This window comes from Streptomyces sp. NPDC086023, assembly GCF_044540325.1.
GTDB lineage: Bacteria > Actinomycetota > Actinomycetes > Streptomycetales > Streptomycetaceae > Streptomyces.
In genome coordinates, this window is the sequence record NZ_JBITRX010000010.1 from 230841 (window position 1) to 245757 (window position 14917).

At 71.8% G+C, this 14917-nt stretch carries 17 protein-coding genes and 1 riboswitch; of the genes, 6 read left to right on the plus strand and 11 right to left on the minus strand.

The window, feature by feature from the left end:
• Window position 1 precedes the first annotated feature (1 nt).
• Together ACIF6F_RS21395 and ACIF6F_RS21400 are read left to right on the plus strand one after the other, a co-directional pair.
• Window positions 2–769, plus strand: a complete 768-nt coding sequence (locus ACIF6F_RS21395; protein ID WP_399948791.1) for an enoyl-CoA hydratase/isomerase family protein — start codon at window positions 2–4, stop codon at window positions 767–769.
• A gap of 240 nt (window positions 770–1009) precedes the next feature.
• Complete coding sequence (locus tag ACIF6F_RS21400; protein ID WP_399948793.1) at window positions 1010–1522, plus strand: ATP-binding protein; 513 nt, start codon at window positions 1010–1012, stop codon at window positions 1520–1522.
• A gap of 161 nt (window positions 1523–1683) precedes the next feature.
• Here ACIF6F_RS21400 and ACIF6F_RS21405 read toward each other — a convergent pair whose 3' ends face one another.
• The gene (locus ACIF6F_RS21405; protein ID WP_399948796.1) at window positions 1684–2451 is read right to left on the minus strand and encodes an ATP-grasp domain-containing protein; all 768 of its coding nucleotides are present in this window, start codon (window positions 2449–2451) and stop codon (window positions 1684–1686) included.
• 416 nt (window positions 2452–2867) lie between these two features.
• Here ACIF6F_RS21405 and ACIF6F_RS21410 point away from each other — a divergent pair, with 416 nt between their 5' ends.
• From ACIF6F_RS21410 to ACIF6F_RS21420, 3 genes are all read left to right on the plus strand, one after another.
• Window positions 2868–3647, plus strand: coding sequence for a polysaccharide deacetylase family protein (locus ACIF6F_RS21410; RefSeq protein ID WP_399948798.1), 780 nt, complete (start codon window positions 2868–2870; stop codon window positions 3645–3647).
• Window positions 3644–4831 carry a YncE family protein gene (locus tag ACIF6F_RS21415; protein ID WP_399948800.1) on the plus strand — a complete coding sequence of 396 codons (1188 nt, stop codon included), beginning with the start codon at window positions 3644–3646 and terminating at the stop codon, window positions 4829–4831. The genes ACIF6F_RS21410 and ACIF6F_RS21415 overlap by 4 nt, the downstream gene beginning before the upstream one ends.
• 99 nt (window positions 4832–4930) lie before the next feature.
• Window positions 4931–5143 (plus strand): EF-hand domain-containing protein, encoded by a 213-nt coding sequence (locus ACIF6F_RS21420; RefSeq protein WP_399948802.1) that lies wholly within the window; start codon window positions 4931–4933, stop codon window positions 5141–5143.
• A 150-nt stretch (window positions 5144–5293) separates the two neighbouring features.
• Here the strand turns inward: ACIF6F_RS21420 and ACIF6F_RS21425 are convergent, their stop codons facing one another.
• The 3 genes from ACIF6F_RS21425 to ACIF6F_RS21435 are packed head-to-tail and all read right to left on the minus strand — an operon-like array spanning window position 5294 to window position 6944.
• Window positions 5294–5845, minus strand: coding sequence for a PadR family transcriptional regulator (locus tag ACIF6F_RS21425; protein WP_399948804.1), 552 nt, complete (start codon window positions 5843–5845; stop codon window positions 5294–5296).
• On the minus strand, window positions 5845–6102 hold the full coding sequence (locus tag ACIF6F_RS21430; RefSeq protein ID WP_399948806.1) for a DUF397 domain-containing protein: 258 nt from the start codon (window positions 6100–6102) through the stop codon (window positions 5845–5847). The genes ACIF6F_RS21425 and ACIF6F_RS21430 overlap by 1 nt, the downstream gene beginning before the upstream one ends.
• Before the next feature lie 5 nt (window positions 6103–6107).
• Entirely contained in the window at window positions 6108–6944 is an 837-nt protein-coding gene (locus ACIF6F_RS21435) for a Scr1 family TA system antitoxin-like transcriptional regulator (protein ID WP_399948808.1), read from the minus strand.
• A 130-nt stretch (window positions 6945–7074) separates the two neighbouring features.
• Between ACIF6F_RS21435 and ACIF6F_RS21440 the strand changes: the two genes are divergently transcribed.
• Entirely contained in the window at window positions 7075–7554 is a 480-nt protein-coding gene (locus ACIF6F_RS21440) for an ATP-binding protein (RefSeq protein ID WP_399948810.1), read from the plus strand.
• 364 nt (window positions 7555–7918) lie between these two features.
• On the opposite strand, the gene ACIF6F_RS21445 is transcribed toward ACIF6F_RS21440, so the two are convergent.
• From ACIF6F_RS21445 to ACIF6F_RS21475, 7 genes are all read right to left on the minus strand, one after another.
• Window positions 7919–8749: an energy-coupling factor ABC transporter ATP-binding protein gene (locus ACIF6F_RS21445; protein WP_399948812.1), complete on the minus strand. Its 831-nt coding sequence runs from the start codon at window positions 8747–8749 to the stop codon at window positions 7919–7921.
• Complete coding sequence (cbiQ, locus tag ACIF6F_RS21450; RefSeq protein WP_399948813.1) at window positions 8740–9489, minus strand: cobalt ECF transporter T component CbiQ; 750 nt, start codon at window positions 9487–9489, stop codon at window positions 8740–8742. Before cbiQ ends, ACIF6F_RS21445 begins: the two co-directional genes overlap by 10 nt.
• Window positions 9490–9492: 3 nt before the next feature.
• Window positions 9493–9960, minus strand: coding sequence for an energy-coupling factor ABC transporter substrate-binding protein (locus ACIF6F_RS21455; protein ID WP_399948816.1), 468 nt, complete (start codon window positions 9958–9960; stop codon window positions 9493–9495).
• Complete coding sequence (locus ACIF6F_RS21460; RefSeq protein ID WP_399948993.1) at window positions 9957–10667, minus strand: energy-coupling factor ABC transporter permease; 711 nt, start codon at window positions 10665–10667, stop codon at window positions 9957–9959. Before ACIF6F_RS21460 ends, ACIF6F_RS21455 begins: the two co-directional genes overlap by 4 nt.
• 29 nt (window positions 10668–10696) lie before the next feature.
• Window positions 10697–10895, minus strand: a riboswitch (cobalamin riboswitch).
• 101 nt (window positions 10896–10996) lie between these two features.
• Complete coding sequence (locus ACIF6F_RS21465) at window positions 10997–11536, minus strand: hypothetical protein (protein WP_399948818.1); 540 nt, start codon at window positions 11534–11536, stop codon at window positions 10997–10999.
• Between the two features lie 167 nt (window positions 11537–11703).
• Window positions 11704–13086: an L-serine ammonia-lyase gene (locus ACIF6F_RS21470; protein WP_399948820.1), complete on the minus strand. Its 1383-nt coding sequence runs from the start codon at window positions 13084–13086 to the stop codon at window positions 11704–11706.
• A 122-nt stretch (window positions 13087–13208) separates the two neighbouring features.
• Window positions 13209–14870 (minus strand): APC family permease, encoded by a 1662-nt coding sequence (locus ACIF6F_RS21475; protein WP_399948822.1) that lies wholly within the window; start codon window positions 14868–14870, stop codon window positions 13209–13211.
• Between the last annotated feature and the right edge of the window lie 47 nt (window positions 14871–14917).

A 14917-nucleotide genomic window follows, 5' to 3' on the forward strand; every position in this document is an offset into this window, starting at 1 on the left:
TATGACCATCTCTCTCGAAGTCTCCGAAGGCGTCGGCACCATCCTGCTGAACCGCCCGCCGATGAACGCGCTGGACATCGCCACGCAGGACGCCCTGCGCGAGCTGGCCGAGGAGGCGACGGCCCGGACCGACGTCCGGGCCGTCGTGCTCTACGGCGGCGAGAAGGTGTTCGCCGCCGGCGCGGACATCAAGGAGATGCAGACGATGGACCACGCGGCCATGGTCGCCCGGTCCCGCGCGCTGCAGGACTCCTTCACCGCCGTGGCCCGGATCCCCAAGCCGGTGGTCGCGGCCATCACCGGGTACGCGCTCGGCGGCGGCTGCGAGCTCACCCTGTGCGCCGACTACCGGATCGCCGCCGACAACGCCAAGCTCGGCCAGCCGGAGATCCTGCTCGGCCTGATCCCGGGCGCCGGCGGCACCCAGCGCCTGGCCCGCCTCGTCGGCCCGTCCAAGGCCAAGGACCTCATCTTCACCGGCCGCATGGTCAAGGCGGACGAGGCGCTCGCCCTCGGCCTGGTGGACCGCGTCGTCCCGGCCGCCGAGGTGTACGAGCAGGCGTTCGCCTGGGCCGCGAAGCTGGCCCAGGGTCCGGCCATCGCCCTGCGTGCCGCCAAGGAGTCGGTGGACGGCGGTCTTGAGGCCGACATCGACACCGGCCTGACCATCGAACGCAACTGGTTCTCCGCGCTGTTCGCCACCGAGGACCGCGAGATCGGCATGCGCAGCTTCGTCGAAGAGGGCCCCGGCAAGGCGAAGTTCGTCTGAGCCACCCCGCGCCACCCCTGAGGGTGGATTAGCCAGGGCTTAAGGAAACCTTAAGAACTCGTGGAGATCCACTCACGGTGATGATCGCCGAACGGTGAGTCATTGCAGGTCGGGGCGTGTTTCCCGATGTGAAGCTTGCCTTTGGCACATGCCAGGGACCCTCTCGGAACGCGTCGTTCCGAGGGGGTCTTTTCACGGGGAACGGCACGCGGGAAGGGTCCGGCCCTCCATGATGGGTGCATGGCGGGCCTGGAGGGTGTGGAGCAGCCGCGGCAGCGCGAAAGCGCTTCCGCCGTACGTCTTTCGGCGGCCCTGGAGGACGAACAGGGTCTGCGGGCGCTGGAGTTGTACGGCAATCCCACCGAGGCGGAAGTGACACTGCCGTCCCGCGCGGAATCCGCGTCGACCGCCCGCCGGCTGACCCAGTGCGTGGTGGTCCGCCAGTGGGGGCTCTCGCCCCAGGTGGCCGAGCACGCGGTGCTGCTGGTCTCCGAACTCGTGGGCAACGCCGTCCGCCACACCGGGGCCCGTTCCTTCGGCCTGCGGATGCTGCGGCGGCGCGGCTGGATCCGGATCGAGGTCCGCGACCCCTCGCGAGGCCTGCCGTGCCTGATGCCGGTGCACGAACTCGACGAGAGCGGCCGCGGCCTCTTCCTGGTCGACAAGCTCTCCGACCGCTGGGGCGCCGACCTGTTACCCCGCGGCAAGAACACCTGGTTCGAAATGCGCGTGGCCGACCGCCACCCCGGCTAGGGGGTGTTGCGAAAGTCCTGTGTGGTGCCCGCGGTGTCCGGTGCGTGCTCTCGGCGTGCCGGACGAAGGCCCTCGTACTGGGCGTACTCGGGGCTTTGGCCGGTGCGGCGAGAGTGCGTGCCGGTCGCCGTGGGCGCCGTGCGGGACTTTCGCACCACCCCCTAGACCTGGCAAGCTCCGCTCAGGTGCGGTCTGCCCCGGTCGGTGACCGCGGTCATCGGGCCCGCTGCGCGGAGCACCGTGTCCAGGACGCGTTCCGGCTCGGCGGCGTAACAGTTGGCGAACCACGCCATGTTCGCCTCGACCACCGCCCAGCCGCCGTCGGTGAGCCGGCCGATGTCCAGGCACACCGCGCTGGGCAGGCCGGGGGCGGTCGCGTCGATGACCGTACGGGCGAACGCGCGGCTCGCGGCGTCCAGTGGCGCGGGGTCGAGGCGCCCGTACACGGCGTAGCGGCTGCCGGTGACGGCTTCTCCGTCGAGGACGAACAGCCGGTACTCCGCGACGAACTCCACCACGTCGCTCACCAGGACCGGCGTCGAGCCGTCGAGCCCGGAGGGCAGGCTGGTCCCGTCGTCGTGGACCGCCGCGGGCAGCCGGGAGATCTTGGCCGAGGGCGGCTTCACGAAGTGCCGTCCCCGCAGCGCGCGGGCCTCGGCGAGGGTGGTGAGCCGTATGGTGCGCCGCAGGAGGGCGCCCGGTACGCGCGTCAGCCAGTCGTCGGCCGGTTCGAGCAGCCCGAGGCCCAGCGGGCCGGCGAGGCGTGCGGCCGCACGGGGGCCGCCGTACCAGTGCGCTCTGCGCCCTTGCGTGCTCGCCGCGCGCTCGGTCACGTCGTATCCGCGCCGGGCGGCCGCCGTGGCGATGAGCGCGGCGGTGGAGGTGCGGGGTGCGGCCAGCAGCAGTACGGGCCGGGTGCGGTCGTCCATTCCGGCGACCCTACCGAGCCCCGCCCAACGGCCGGCCTCGGATACGCAGAAGCCCCCTGTCGCCGGGGTGGGGCGCTGCGGGGGCTTCGTGAGTGCGCCGAGGACCGGAAGGGGTGTGGTCCTCGGCGGCAGGCGACCTCGCTCGGGTCAACGGGAAGTCGTGGCTCCGACTATGTCAGAAGAGGCCTCGGATGCCAAAAGTCCCGAAACGGGACATAAGTGTGTAAGTAGTAAGAGTTTCTCTCTAAATCCTAGGTGAGTTGGACCACGTGCCTCGTAATCAATGAATAAGTATCGACAGGGCCGAGTGAATCCTTGATTCTTTAGGGTCTGCACGCCCTGCCGAGAGGCCTCGTCGGACGTCCTGAATTGGGTCAATCGTTATCTTTGGTGCGTATTGGCCCTTAAATGGGCTGGTGGTTTCATCACCGGACCGGCGCGACGCCCTGCGGGCCGCCGCCGCCGCGCTCGCCGCGGGGGCCCTCACCGCCTGCGGGGACGGCCGCCCCGCCCCGGCCCGCCCGAGCGCCCGCCAGGCCGCCGCCCCCCAGCTCCGCAGCACCCCCGCACCCGCCCCCCGCTCCCTCCCCGGCCTGCCCGCCCAGATCGAGCACGGCCCCCGCGGAACCGCCCGCGTCGCCCTCACCTTCCACGGCAACGGCGACCCCGCCACCGCCCACGCGGTACTGCGCGCGGCCGAGCGGGTGGACGCGCGGCTGACCGTACTGGCCGTCGGCACCTGGCTGGACGCCCATCCCGAACTCGCCCGCCGGATCCTCGACGGCGGCCACGAACTCGGCAACCACACCCAGCGCCACCTCGACGTCTGCGCCATGCCCGAGGCCGAGGCGTACGCCGAGATCACCGCCTGCGCCGACCGGCTCCGCCGCCTCACCGGATCCATCGGAAGCTGGTTCCGCCCCTCGCGCGCCCGCCACGCCACCCCCCTCGTCCAGCGGCTGGCCGCCAGGGCCGGGTACCCGCACGTCCTCTCGTACGACGTGGACTCCCTCGACTTCACCTCGCCCGGTGCCGCGGCCGTCATCCGCAACGTCATCGGGACGGTCCGCAACGGATCGGTGGTGAGCCTGCACCTCGGCTACGCGGACACGGTCGACGCGCTGCCCGCCCTGCTCGAAGAACTCGCGCGCCGGGGACTGCGCGCGGTGACCACCACGGAGCTGCTGACCCCATGACCACCCTCCTCACCAGGAAGACCGCCGCCGCCCTGGCCGGCCTCGCCCTCGCCGCCCTGGCCGGGTGCGCCTCACCGGCCGAGAAGGGCGGGCCCGAGGCGGTCGGCTCCAACGGCCCCGCCCGGCCCGCGAAGGCGGTGCCCGCGGTGCCCCCCGGACTCCCCGGGATGCCGCCCCTGCTCGACCCGAACGACGTCTACGCCGCCGACCGGCCCGGCAAGCTCTCCCCGGTGGTCAAGGACTTCCCCTCCCGGGTCTACGTGCCGAACACCACCTCCAACACGGTCTCGGTGATCGACCCGGTCACCTACAAGGTCGTCGACACCATCCCCGTCGGCGTCCAGCCGCAGCACGTGGTGCCCTCCTGGGACCTGAAGACCCTCTGGGTCAACAACAACCGGGGCCACACCCTCACCCCCATCAACCCCGCGACGGGCGAGGCCGGCAAGCCGGTCGAGGTGCACGACCCGTACAACCTCTACTTCACGCCCAACGGCAAGTACGCGGTGGTCATGGCCTCGATGGACCGCGAGCTGGTCTTCCGCGACCCGCACACCATGGACCGGGTCAAGACCGTGCCCGTGAGCTGCTACGGGGTCAACCACGCCGACTTCTCGGCGGACGGCCGCTACTTCATCGTCTCCTGCGAGTTCTCCGGCGAGCTGCTCAAGGTCGACACCGAGAAGATGGAGGTCGTCGGCCAGCAGAAGATCCCCTTCGAGGGCGCCATGCCCCAGGACGTGAAGATCTCCCCGGACGGCAGGACCTTCTACGTCGCCGACATGATGGCGCACGGCATGTGGGTCCTGGACGGCGAGAAGTTCACCACCCCCACGCTGCTGCCCACCGGCAAGGGCTGCCACGGCCTCTACGTCAGCCGCGACTCCCGTGAGATGTACATCTCCAACCGCGGCGAGGGCACGATCTCGGTCTTCGACTTCCCGAAGAACCGGCTCACGAAGAAGTGGACGCTGCCCGACGGCGGCAGCCCCGACATGGGCGGCGTCTCCGCGGACGGCAAGGTCCTGTGGCTCTCCGGCCGGTACAACGGCGAGGTCTACGCCGTCGACACCACCACCGGCAAGCAGCTCGCCCGCATCCCGGTCGGCGGCGGCCCCCACGGCCTGGCGGTCTACCCGCAGCCCGGCCGCTACTCGCTCGGCCACACCGGGATCTTCCGGTAGGGCCCCCGCGGGCGCTGCCGTCCCCCGGGGTGCCGGGACCGGGCGGGGGGTCGCTAACCTTGCCCGGTCTAACAAGCACCAGCAAAGGGGTGGATCCCAGTGGCGGACATCGAGAGCGCACGCGAGACCTTCGGCAAGTTCGACGTGGACGGCGACGGCTTCGTGACGGCCGAGGAGTTCAAGAAGGCCATGGCCCTGATGGGCGACCCGTTCGTCACCGGCCCGGTCGCCGAGGCCGTCATCGCCGCGAAGGACGCCAACCAAGACGGCCGCATGAGCTTCGACGAGTTCTGGGGCGCCCTGAACAAGTGACCCGAGCCGTCGCGCCCCGCCCCCGGGGCCCGCGGCCCCTTCGCGGGCGCCAATCCCGGGGCGGGGCGCACGCATGTCCGGCCGCCTCCCGGCCGGGCTCTCCCGACAGGGCCCTTCCCGGCCGGCCCCTTCCCGGCGCGGCCCGACGGCCTAGGACTCCTCGCCGCCCATGCCGGAGACCTCCGGCAGCGCCTCCGAGAGCCAGCGCAGCCAGAACGTCTCCAGCTCGATGCCGCCCCGCAGGACCAGCCGCCGCAGCCGGTCCTCGTCGGCCGTGCGCCGCCCGGGCGGGAAGTCCCGCTCCTCGATGGCCTCGTACACCGCCAGCTGCTTCTCGTGCAGCTCCAGATGGCGCCGCAGCTCGGCCTCCAGACCGCCCACCCCGACCACGCCCGCCGCCCGCAGCCGCAGCAGCAGCGGGTCCCGGATCGGTTTCGGGTCCTGGGTCTCCGCCACCCAGCGGGTCAGCTCCGCCCGGCCCGCCGGGAGCACCTCGAACTCCTTGCGCTGGCCGCGCGTCGGCGCCTCGGACGGCAGTGCCCTGATCAGCCCCGCCTCCTCCAGCTTCCCCAGCTCGCGGTAGATCTGCTGGTGGGTGGCGGACCAGAAGTACCCGATCGACCGGTCGAACCGCCGGGTCAGCTCCAGCCCGGAAGACGGCTTCTCCAGCAGGGCGGTGAGGATGGCGTGCGGCAGTGACATCAGGCGGCTGCGGCGTGCCGGACGAAGGCCGCCCAGGCGGTGGGCGCGAGGGCGAGGCTCCCGCCGCTGCGGTTCTTGGAGTCGCGCACGTGGACGGCCTGCGGGCAGGTGGCGACCTCGACGCAGTCGCCGCCTTCGCTGCTGCTGTACGTGGAGGTGCGCCAGTCGAGGGCGACCTCCACGCACTGTCCACCTTCGCTGCTGCTGTAGCTGGAGGTGAACCAGACCAGACCGCTGTCCGGGTGTCCGGGTGCCATGGCAGTCATTCCTCTCCGAGCAACTTCTCGATGAACGCCAGGGACTCCCTCGGGGTGAGAGCCTGCGATCGCATCATCCCATAGCGGGTGGCGAGCGTCCGGACCTCGTCCGTGGCGACGATCAAGCGGGGGTAGCCCTGCTGCTCCAGGTAGGCCACCATCGACCGCCCCTTGGGCGTGATCAGATTGAACGGGCCCGCATCGCCCGCGTGTTCCTCCCGGCTGAACGGCATGACCTGGAGTTGCACGTTGCGCAGGCTGCCGATCTCCAGCAGATGGCGCAGCTGCTCCTGCCAGACCTGGCGGCCGCCGAACCGCTGCCTCAACGCCGCCTCGTCGAGAATGGAGCTGTAGATCATCGGGGGCCATTTGCGCAGTATCTCCGCGCGGCTGAGGCGCGTCTCCACCCGCTTGTCCACCGTCTCCGGATCGAGCATCGGATAGCGCGAGGCGAAGAGCGCCCGCGCGTAGGCCTCGCACTGGAGCAGGCCGTGCACAACGAGGGAGCTGTACGTATTCAGCTCCTCCGCCTCCTGCTCCAGCGCCGCGTACTTGCGGAACCAGGACAGGTGCTGCACCCGGCTCTTGGCCTTCGCCTTGTTCACGTCCTCGATGACGGCCTTCAGCAGGCCGCCCGCGTTCAGGAGTTCGTCCGCCTCCTCCAGGAACTTCGCCTGCGGCGCCCGCCGCCCCCGTTCCACGGAGCTGATCAGCTCCTCGCTGTAGCCGAGCCGGCTGCCCAGCTCGGCCTGGGTCAGCTCGGCCCGCTCCCGCAGGAGCTTGAGCTGGCGCCCCACCGAGTGGAAGAAGTCCACGGCCAGTTCCTGGTCGTCGTCGTGCATGGCGTGCCCATCGCCTCGTTCCGTGACGTACGCGTACACCCGGACACAGCATGGAGCGCGTCCGTCCAGATGCGCGCTGTACTGGCCGCTTCCCTGGAAAGCGTAAAGTGACGACCCCAGGCTGTGTGGCGTGAATTACACAACTGAGAGTGACCGATTCCTCTTCTGCGGTGCCGAGTTCACCCAGCGGTTCAGCTCCACGCCGCGCGGCGCCCGGCTGGCCCGACGGCTGGCGGCCAGCCAGCTCGACGCCTGGGGAATCCCCTACGGCGGCGCGGAATCCGAGGCCGCCGTTGCCGTCGTCGCGGAGCTGGCCGCGAACGCGGCCACCCATGGGCGGGTCCAGGGGCGTGGTTTCCGGCTGCGCATGGCGGTCGACGGGCCGCGGCTGCGGATCGAGGTGACCGATACGCGCGGTGAGGTCCTGCCGGTTCCCGCGCCCGGGCCCGGGCGGCCGTACGAGGAGGGCGGGCGCGGGCTGCTCATCGTCGGGGCGCTCGCCGAGGCATGGGGCACCGTGCCGCGGGCCGACGGGGGGCCGGGGAAGACCGTGTGGGCCCTCGTCGGCCTCGGCCCCGGGCCCCGGGCGGCTCCCCGCTCGGCGGGATGACGGCTTGCGCCGCTCGCGCAGGCCGGTGCGGAGGGGGTGGAGCGCGCGCACGCGGGCGACGAGTTCCCGGACCCCCTCCCGGGAGGGCCGGGACACCGGCTCGGGGAGCCCTTCGAGGACGTGCTCGGTGTCCGTGAACACCTCGGCGGGGGTCTCGTGGGACGTGGTCCCCCGCCAGTCGGCCAGGTAGGCCGAGACCGCTTCCCGCCGGCGTACCGACAGAGGGTCGCGGGCGAGGGCGTCGCGCACCAGCCCCTCCACCTGGTCGGTCGGGCCGGCGACGCTCTCGCCGTGCCGTTCGAGGGCGCCTACGCCGCGCAGGAGCGGAGCCGCCCCGGCGGCGCCCCGCCGAGCGGCCTCACCGTCACGTCGCCCAGGCGGCCAGTTCCTCCGGGGTGCGCGGGGCAGGCACGTCAGGTGCCAGCAGTCCCCGCTCCCGCAGCAGACCGGCCACCGCCGTGGCCCACGGCAGCCGCAGCCCGGCCGCGGCCAGCAGCTCCGCGTCCGCCAGCAGTTCGGCCACCGGTCCCGTCCGCACGCCGCCGGGCACCAGCACCGCCGCGTCGTCGGCCCACCGCAGCGCCAGGTCCACGTCGTGGGTGGCCATCACCACCGTCGTGCCCAGTTCCCGCAGCCGCCCCAGCGCGGCCAGCAGCCGCTCCTGGCCGTGCGGGTCGAGCCCGGCCGTCGGCTCGTCCAGGATCAGCACCCGCGGCCGCATGGCCACCGCCCCGGCGATCGCGGCCCGCTTGCGCTGCCCGAAGGACAGCAGGTGGGTGGGCCGGTCCCGCAGGGCCTCGATGTCGAGTGCGGTCAGCGCCTCCGCCACCCGCGCCCTGACCTCCTCCTCCGGCAGGCCCAGGTTCATCGGGCCGAACGACACGTCCTGATCCACCGACGCGGCGAAGAGCTGGTCGTCCGGGTCCTGCGTCACCAGCTGTACGGAGGTCCGCAGCCGGGTCAGCCCGGCGCGGTCGTGCCGCACCCGCTCGCCGTCCAGCCGCAGTTCCCCCGAGCCCGGCCGCAGCCCCCCGCTCAGCAGCCGCAGCAGCGTGGTCTTCCCCGCGCCGTTGCGGCCCAGCAGTACCAGCGCGCGGCCGGCCGGGATCCCGAAGCCGACGTCCGCCAGCACAGCGGGCCCGTCCTCGTACGCGTACCCCGCCGCCACCAGCTCCACGACCGGCGTCACAGCCACAGCCCCTCCACACCCAAGGTGAGCGCGACCACCGCGCCCAGCAGTACACCCGTGGTTCCCAGGAAGCGCCACGACACGGCCGCCTCCGGCACCAGCACCCGCAGCGTCCCGTCGTAGCCCCGCCCGGCCAGGCCGGACTGGAGCCGGGCCGCCCGGTCGAAGGCGCGGACGAACGAGGTCGCCGCCAGCCCGGCCAGCGAACGCCAGGCCGCCGCCCGACCGGTGGCCCCGAGCCGGGCGGCCTGGGCCTGCCGGATCCGGGCCACCGAGTCGAGCAGCAGGAAGCTGATCCGGTACATCACCATCGCCACGTCCACGACGGGCGCGGGCACACCGGCCCGCACCAGCCGCGGCAGCACGTCCGAGACCGGGGTGGTGAAGGCGAACAGCAGCACCCCCAGCGAGGCCGCCGAGGTGCGCAGCAGCAGCTCGGTGGCGGCCACCGGGCCGTGCGGCGCCAGGGACACCCAGCCGGAGTCCCCGCCCACCTGGAAGAGCAGCGGGGCCGCGCCGGTGAAACAGAACCCCAGCGGGATCCGGAACGCCCGCCACAGCCGGCGCGGCGCCACCCCGGCCGGACCGAGCAGCACCGCGAGCGAGGCCGCCGCGACGACCGGGCCGCCGGGCCAGGGCGGCAGGCAGACCGCCGATACGGTCAGCCCGAGCCCCAGCACGGCCTTCTCCAGGGGGTGGCGGCGGCGCCAGCGGCTCGCGTGCGCCGCCGCGTCGATGGGCAGCACCGGCTACGCGTCCGAACCGGCCGAGCCGGCGGCACCGGCCGAGCCGGCCGGGCCACTCGCATCGGCCGGACCCGCCGCATCGGCCGGACCCGCCGCGCCGAGCGGACCGGCCGACGCCGCCGAATCGCCCGTACCCCCACCCCGCGGCATCCCCGCGGCCAGCAGGGCGCTCTTCAGCTCGCCCTGGCGCCGGCCCCGCCGCAGCCCGAAGTAGTACGCGAGCACGCCCGCACCCAGTGCCGCCTGGAGCGCGAACAGCGCCGACTCGATCTCGCCCGACGGCGGTTCGTACAACGGCGAGAACCAGGGCTCGTAGTCCGGCTCCAGCTCGGTGATCGCCGCCTCGGCCTGCGCGTCCGCGCCGGTGAACGGCTCCTCCTTGCCCTCGCCCAGCCCCAGCGCGAGCGGCAGCACCGCCAGCGCCGCGACCAGGAGCAGCAGCAGGGAGTTGATCTTCGCGTTGCGGCTCATCGCGCGACCTCCGCGGCCGCACCGGACTGCGTGCCGGCCGCGCGGGCGCCCTTGAGCACCCCGAGGCGCAGCAGGTCCGCCTTGCTCGACTGCGACAGCAGCCGCATCACCAGCACCGTCAGCAGCCCCTCGCTGATGGCGAGCGGGATCTGGGTGAGGGCGAAGATGCCGCCGAACTTGGCGAGCGCGCCCGCGACTCCGGTGGCCGGGTCGGGGAACGCCAGGGCGAGCTGCACGCTCGTGACGCAGTACGTGCTCAGGTCCGCGACGAAGGCGCCGAAGAACACGGACACCATCAGCGGGGCGCCGGTCCTGCGGAGCAGCAGGTACGTCCCGTAGCCGGCCCAGGGGCCCGAGATCGCCATCGAGAAGACGTTGGCGCCCAGCGTGGTCAGGCCGCCGTGGGCCAGCAGCAGGGCCTGGAACAGCAGGGTGATCGTGCCCAGCACGGCCATCACCGGCGGCCGGAACAGGATGGCGCCGAGCCCGGTGCCGGTGGGGTGGGAACAACTGCCCGTCACCGAAGGGATCTTCAGGGCGGACAGGACGAAAGTGAATGCTCCGGACGCGCCGAGCAGCAGCGTGCTCTCGGGGTTCGCCTTCACCTCGCGGGTCAGGGCGCGGACGCCGTGGACGACGAAGGGAGCGGACGCGGCGCCCCAGGCGGCCGCGTGCAAGGGGGGCAGAAACCCCTCGGCTATATGCATGAGTGGGGGAGACCTCTCCAGCACCTCGTGGATGGACAACGCGCCCTGGCCGGTCTCCTGGCTCACGGGTGCTGATGCCCGGGCTCCGCCTTCCCGGGCCGCGCGGTCGGTCAGCCGCGGCAGCCCAGTGGCTTCCTCGCGGAGTGGAGCCGGACTTCCCGATCACAGTGGCGAGGGCCGCACCGGTTTCACACCGGTTTCCCGTACACCAAGGCCCAATGACCCTAATCGCCCGTGTGGATCACCCACAACCCGGCCCCGGTCCGCCGGACACGAGAGGGGCCGGACGCGTGCGCCCGGCCCCTCTCTCCTCCGTCGTGCGGGAACGCTCAGCAGACGTTCCAGTGCTTGACGTCCAGCACGAAGCGCTCCGGGTTGTGGAGCTTGAACGTGCTGTAGTTCGGATAGGTGTTGAACGCGGCGCCGAAGGTGACGACACCCTCGTAGTCGCCGGTCAGGGCGATGCCCTTGAGCTTCGGCAGATAGATCTTCTGCAGCTTCGGGCCCTTGTAGACGGACTGGCCCGCGTCGTTGTGCGCCGCGGCCGGCGTCAGCTTGACCTCCAGGAAGTACCGCCCGGCGAGCGGCACCAGCTTGCCCGAGCCGTCGTAGCGCAGCTCGGAGACCCGCTTCACCGTCGTCGTCGGGATGTACCCCTTGATGTCGATGACGAGCCGGTCGTACGTGCAGTGCCCGCCCCAGCGGGCGTTGACCACGAGCGGCGTCTGTGTCGCGGTGGTCGTGGCGGGAACGGCCGCGCGGGACTGCGCGAACGCGGAAGCCGGTACGGCGAGTCCGATCCCGGCGGTGAGGACGACTCCCGTGGCCACGGCCACGAGGCGCCGGCGGTTGAAGTGACGGTAGGGCATTGCGTCCCCCGATTCTCCGGATGTGGGGACAGTGGTGTCACCACGTAAGACACCCCGCACCCCCCGCCCGGTTGCACGGTCCGGGCAGAAAGCAGAAAGGAAGGGGCGGTACCCGGAAGTTCCGGGTACCGCCCCTCCGGCGTCCTACCGTCGTGGCGACGGGCCGGTCAGCACTCGATGACGTTGACCGCGAGGCCGCCGCGTGCGGTCTCCTTGTACTTGATCTTCATGTCGGCGCCGGTCTCCTTCATGGTCTTGATGACCTTGTCCAGGGAGACCTTGTGGCTGCCGTCGCCGCGCATCGCCATCTTGGCCGCCGTGACGGCCTTGACGGCCGCCATGCCGTTGCGCTCGATGCACGGGATCTGGACCAGGCCGCCGACCGGGTCGCAGGTCAGGCCCAGGTTGTGCTCCATGCCGATCTCGGCCGCGTTCTCCACCTGCTCCGGGGTGCCGCCCAGCACCTCGGCGAGGGCGCCCGCCGCCATCGAGCAGGCCGAGCCGACCTCGCCCTGGCAGCCGACCTCGGCGCCGGAGATCGAGGCGTTCTCCTTGAACAGCATGCCGATCGCGCCCGCCGCGAGGAGGAAGCGGACCACGCCGTCCTCGTCCGCGCCCGGCACGAAGTTCATGTAGTAGTGCAGGACGGCCGGCAGGACGCCCGCGGCTCCGTTGGTCGGGGCGGTCACGACCCGGCCGCCGGCCGCGTTCTCCTCGTTCACCGCCATCGCGTAGATGGTGGTCCACTCGCTGCGGTGCATCATCGGGTCGCCCTCGGTGCGCAGCTGCCGCGCCGTCGAGGCGGCCCGGCGCTTGACCCGGAGGCCGCCGGGGAGGATGCCCTCGCGGGACATGCCGCGCTGGACGCAGGCCTGCATGACCCGCCAGATCTCCAGGAGGCCCTCGCGGATCTCCTCCTCCGTGCGCCAGGCCTTCTCGTTCTCCAGCATCAGGGAGGAGATCGACAGGCCCGTCTCGCGGGTCAGCCGGAGCATCTCGTCGCCGGTGCGGAAGGGGTACTTCAGCACGGTGTCGTCCAGCTTGATCCGGTCCTCGCCGACCGCGTCCTCGTCGACGACGAAGCCGCCGCCGACCGAGTAGTAGGTCTTCTCCAGCAGCGGGGCGCCGGACTCGTCGTACGCGAAGAGGGTCATGCCGTTCGCGTGGTACGGCAGGGAGCGGCGGCGGTGCAGGATCAGCTGGTTCGGCTCGTCGAACGCGATCTCGTGGACGTCCCCTATCTCGGCGCCCAGCAGCCGCAGCCGGCCGTTCTGCCGGATGCGCTCGACCTCGTCGTCGGCCTTCTCGACGTCGACGGTGCGGGGCGAGTAGCCCTCCAGGCCGAGCAGGACGGCCTTGGGGGTGCCGTGGCCGTGCCCGGTCGCGCCCAGCGAGCCGTAGAGCTCCGCGCGCACCGACGCCGTCTGGGCGAGGACGCCGTCCTTCTTCAGGCGGTTCACGAACATCCGGGCCGCCCGCATGGGGCCGACCGTGTGGGAGGAGGACGGACCGATGCCGATGGAGAAGAGGTCGAACACGGAGATGGCCACGGGTCGGACTCCTTTGTCTGCTCGTGGAGGGGGCAGGAGAGGGGGATGTGTGCGGATTTTGTCCGACAGACGAGCCTAACCCGTGTGGGTGAACGGCTCGCCTGCCGGACGGTCTCTGGGGGTCAGGCGTGGGACAGCTCACGTTCGCGCTGCCCGGTCGCCCGGGGCTCCCCGGAGGCGGTGTCGCCGTCGAGGACGGGGTCCGGGCCCGGCAGCCCGGCGCGGTGGGCCCTGACGCCCGCGTGGACGGCCCAGTGGTAGTGGCCGAGTGCGGCGACCGCGACCAGGGCGATGTCCACACCGCCCGGGATGCGTCCGGTGCCGCCGAACTCGGTGCTGCCCAGGTAGGACAGCAGGGACAGGGTGCCGAGGAACCCGACCATCCACCACGCCGGGGCGAACTGCCCGGTCAGGCCGCGGCGGCCCTTGCGGGTGAGCACCACGGCGGCGACGGGTGCCGCGACCAGGGTCAGGGCGGTGACGATGCCGGTGTTGGGCCACTTCGACCAGTACAGCGCGCAGGCCGCGAAGACGAAGGTCAGCGGGCACAGCACCCGGGCGAAGGGGAGGCGGAAGGGACGGGGGAGGTCCGGCTTGGTGCGGCGGAAGACGCCGACCGCGACCGGTCCGATCAGGTACGAGATGACCATGGCGGCCGAGATGATCGGCGCCAGGGTCTTCCAGCTGTGGCCGACGGTGACCAGCAGCAGCACGGAGAAGCCCAGGTTCGTCCACATGGCGGGGCGGGCCGTGCCGTAGACGGGGTGGGTCTCCTTGAGCTTCTTCGGGAAGAAGCCCGTCTCGGAGAGGTTCTGGACCATGTACGCGGCAGAGGCCACGTTCGCGATGTTGGAGCCGGCGGGGGAGATGAAGGCGCCGAACTGGAGCATCACCACCACCCAGTGGATCATCAGCAGCTGGGCCAGTTCCGCGAAGGGCGAGTTGAAGTTGACTCCGGCCCAGCCGCCGGCCTCCGCCAGGTGCTCCGGCGGTACGGCGCCCAGGAAGGCGGCCTGGAGGGCGAGGTAGATCACCAGCCCCAGGGAGAGCGCGCCGACCAGGGCGACCGGGATGGCCCGGCCGGGGTTCCTGGCGGCGCCCCCGAGGTTGACCACGGCCTGGAAGCCGTTGAAGGCGAAGACCACGCCCGAGGTGGTGACCGCGGTCAGGACGGCCGTCCAGCCGTTGGGGGCGAAGCCGCCGTGCGCGGAGAAGTTCTCCGTGTGGAAGCCCGAGGCGACGAGCGCGGCCACCGCGAGGACCGGGATGGCGAACTTCACCAGGGTGAGCAGGGAGTTGATCTTGGCGAGCAGCTGGACGGACCAGTAGCAGGACAGCCACAGCAGCACCGTCAGCACCAGGGCCACGCCCATGCCGAAGGCGGTCAGCTGATGGGTCTGTGCGTCGACGAGGTCCTTCGCCCATCCGAAGCTCCAGGAGGACATGTACTGGGTGGCGGCGATCAACTCGATCGGGATCAGCGAGGCCACCGCGATCCACACCGCCCAGCCGGTGATGAAGCCGAGGACCGGACCGTGGCTGATGTGGCCGTAGCGGGCCATGCCGCCCGGGATCGGGTAGGCGGCGCCCACCTCGGCGTACGACATGGCGATCATCCCGATGAAGACCGCGCCGATCACCCAGGCCGCCAGCGCGGCCGGGCCGGCCACCTGGGCCGCCGTACCGGCGCCGAACAGCCAGCCGGAGCCGAAGATCGATCCGATGCCGATCATGATCAGGGCGAAGAGACTGAGTCCCTTCCGGTTCCCCGCGCTCATGTCCATGGGTGCCTGCCTGTCGTCCTTGACGGGATGCCTTTATCCGGAGCCTA

Excerpts from the sequence above, each read along its gene's own strand:
- ACIF6F_RS21465 (WP_399948818.1), bottom strand. The coding sequence starts at position 11,536 with ATGCCCTACCGTCACTTCAACCGCCGGCGCCTCGTGGCCGTGGCCACG.
- ACIF6F_RS21395 (WP_399948791.1), top strand. The coding sequence starts at position 2 with ATGACCATCTCTCTCGAAGTCTCCGAAGGCGTCGGCACCATCCTGCTG.
- ACIF6F_RS21415 (WP_399948800.1), top strand. The coding sequence starts at position 3,644 with ATGACCACCCTCCTCACCAGGAAGACCGCCGCCGCCCTGGCCGGCCTC.
- ACIF6F_RS21405 (WP_399948796.1), bottom strand. The coding sequence starts at position 2,451 with ATGGACGACCGCACCCGGCCCGTACTGCTGCTGGCCGCACCCCGCACC.
- ACIF6F_RS21400 (WP_399948793.1), top strand. The coding sequence starts at position 1,010 with ATGGCGGGCCTGGAGGGTGTGGAGCAGCCGCGGCAGCGCGAAAGCGCT.
- ACIF6F_RS21425 (WP_399948804.1), bottom strand. The coding sequence starts at position 5,845 with ATGTCACTGCCGCACGCCATCCTCACCGCCCTGCTGGAGAAGCCGTCT.
- ACIF6F_RS21435 (WP_399948808.1), bottom strand. The coding sequence starts at position 6,944 with ATGCACGACGACGACCAGGAACTGGCCGTGGACTTCTTCCACTCGGTG.
- ACIF6F_RS21430 (WP_399948806.1), bottom strand. The coding sequence starts at position 6,102 with ATGGCACCCGGACACCCGGACAGCGGTCTGGTCTGGTTCACCTCCAGC.
- ACIF6F_RS21460 (WP_399948993.1), bottom strand. The coding sequence starts at position 10,667 with ATGCATATAGCCGAGGGGTTTCTGCCCCCCTTGCACGCGGCCGCCTGG.
- ACIF6F_RS21455 (WP_399948816.1), bottom strand. The coding sequence starts at position 9,960 with ATGAGCCGCAACGCGAAGATCAACTCCCTGCTGCTGCTCCTGGTCGCG.
- ACIF6F_RS21475 (WP_399948822.1), bottom strand. The coding sequence starts at position 14,870 with ATGGACATGAGCGCGGGGAACCGGAAGGGACTCAGTCTCTTCGCCCTG.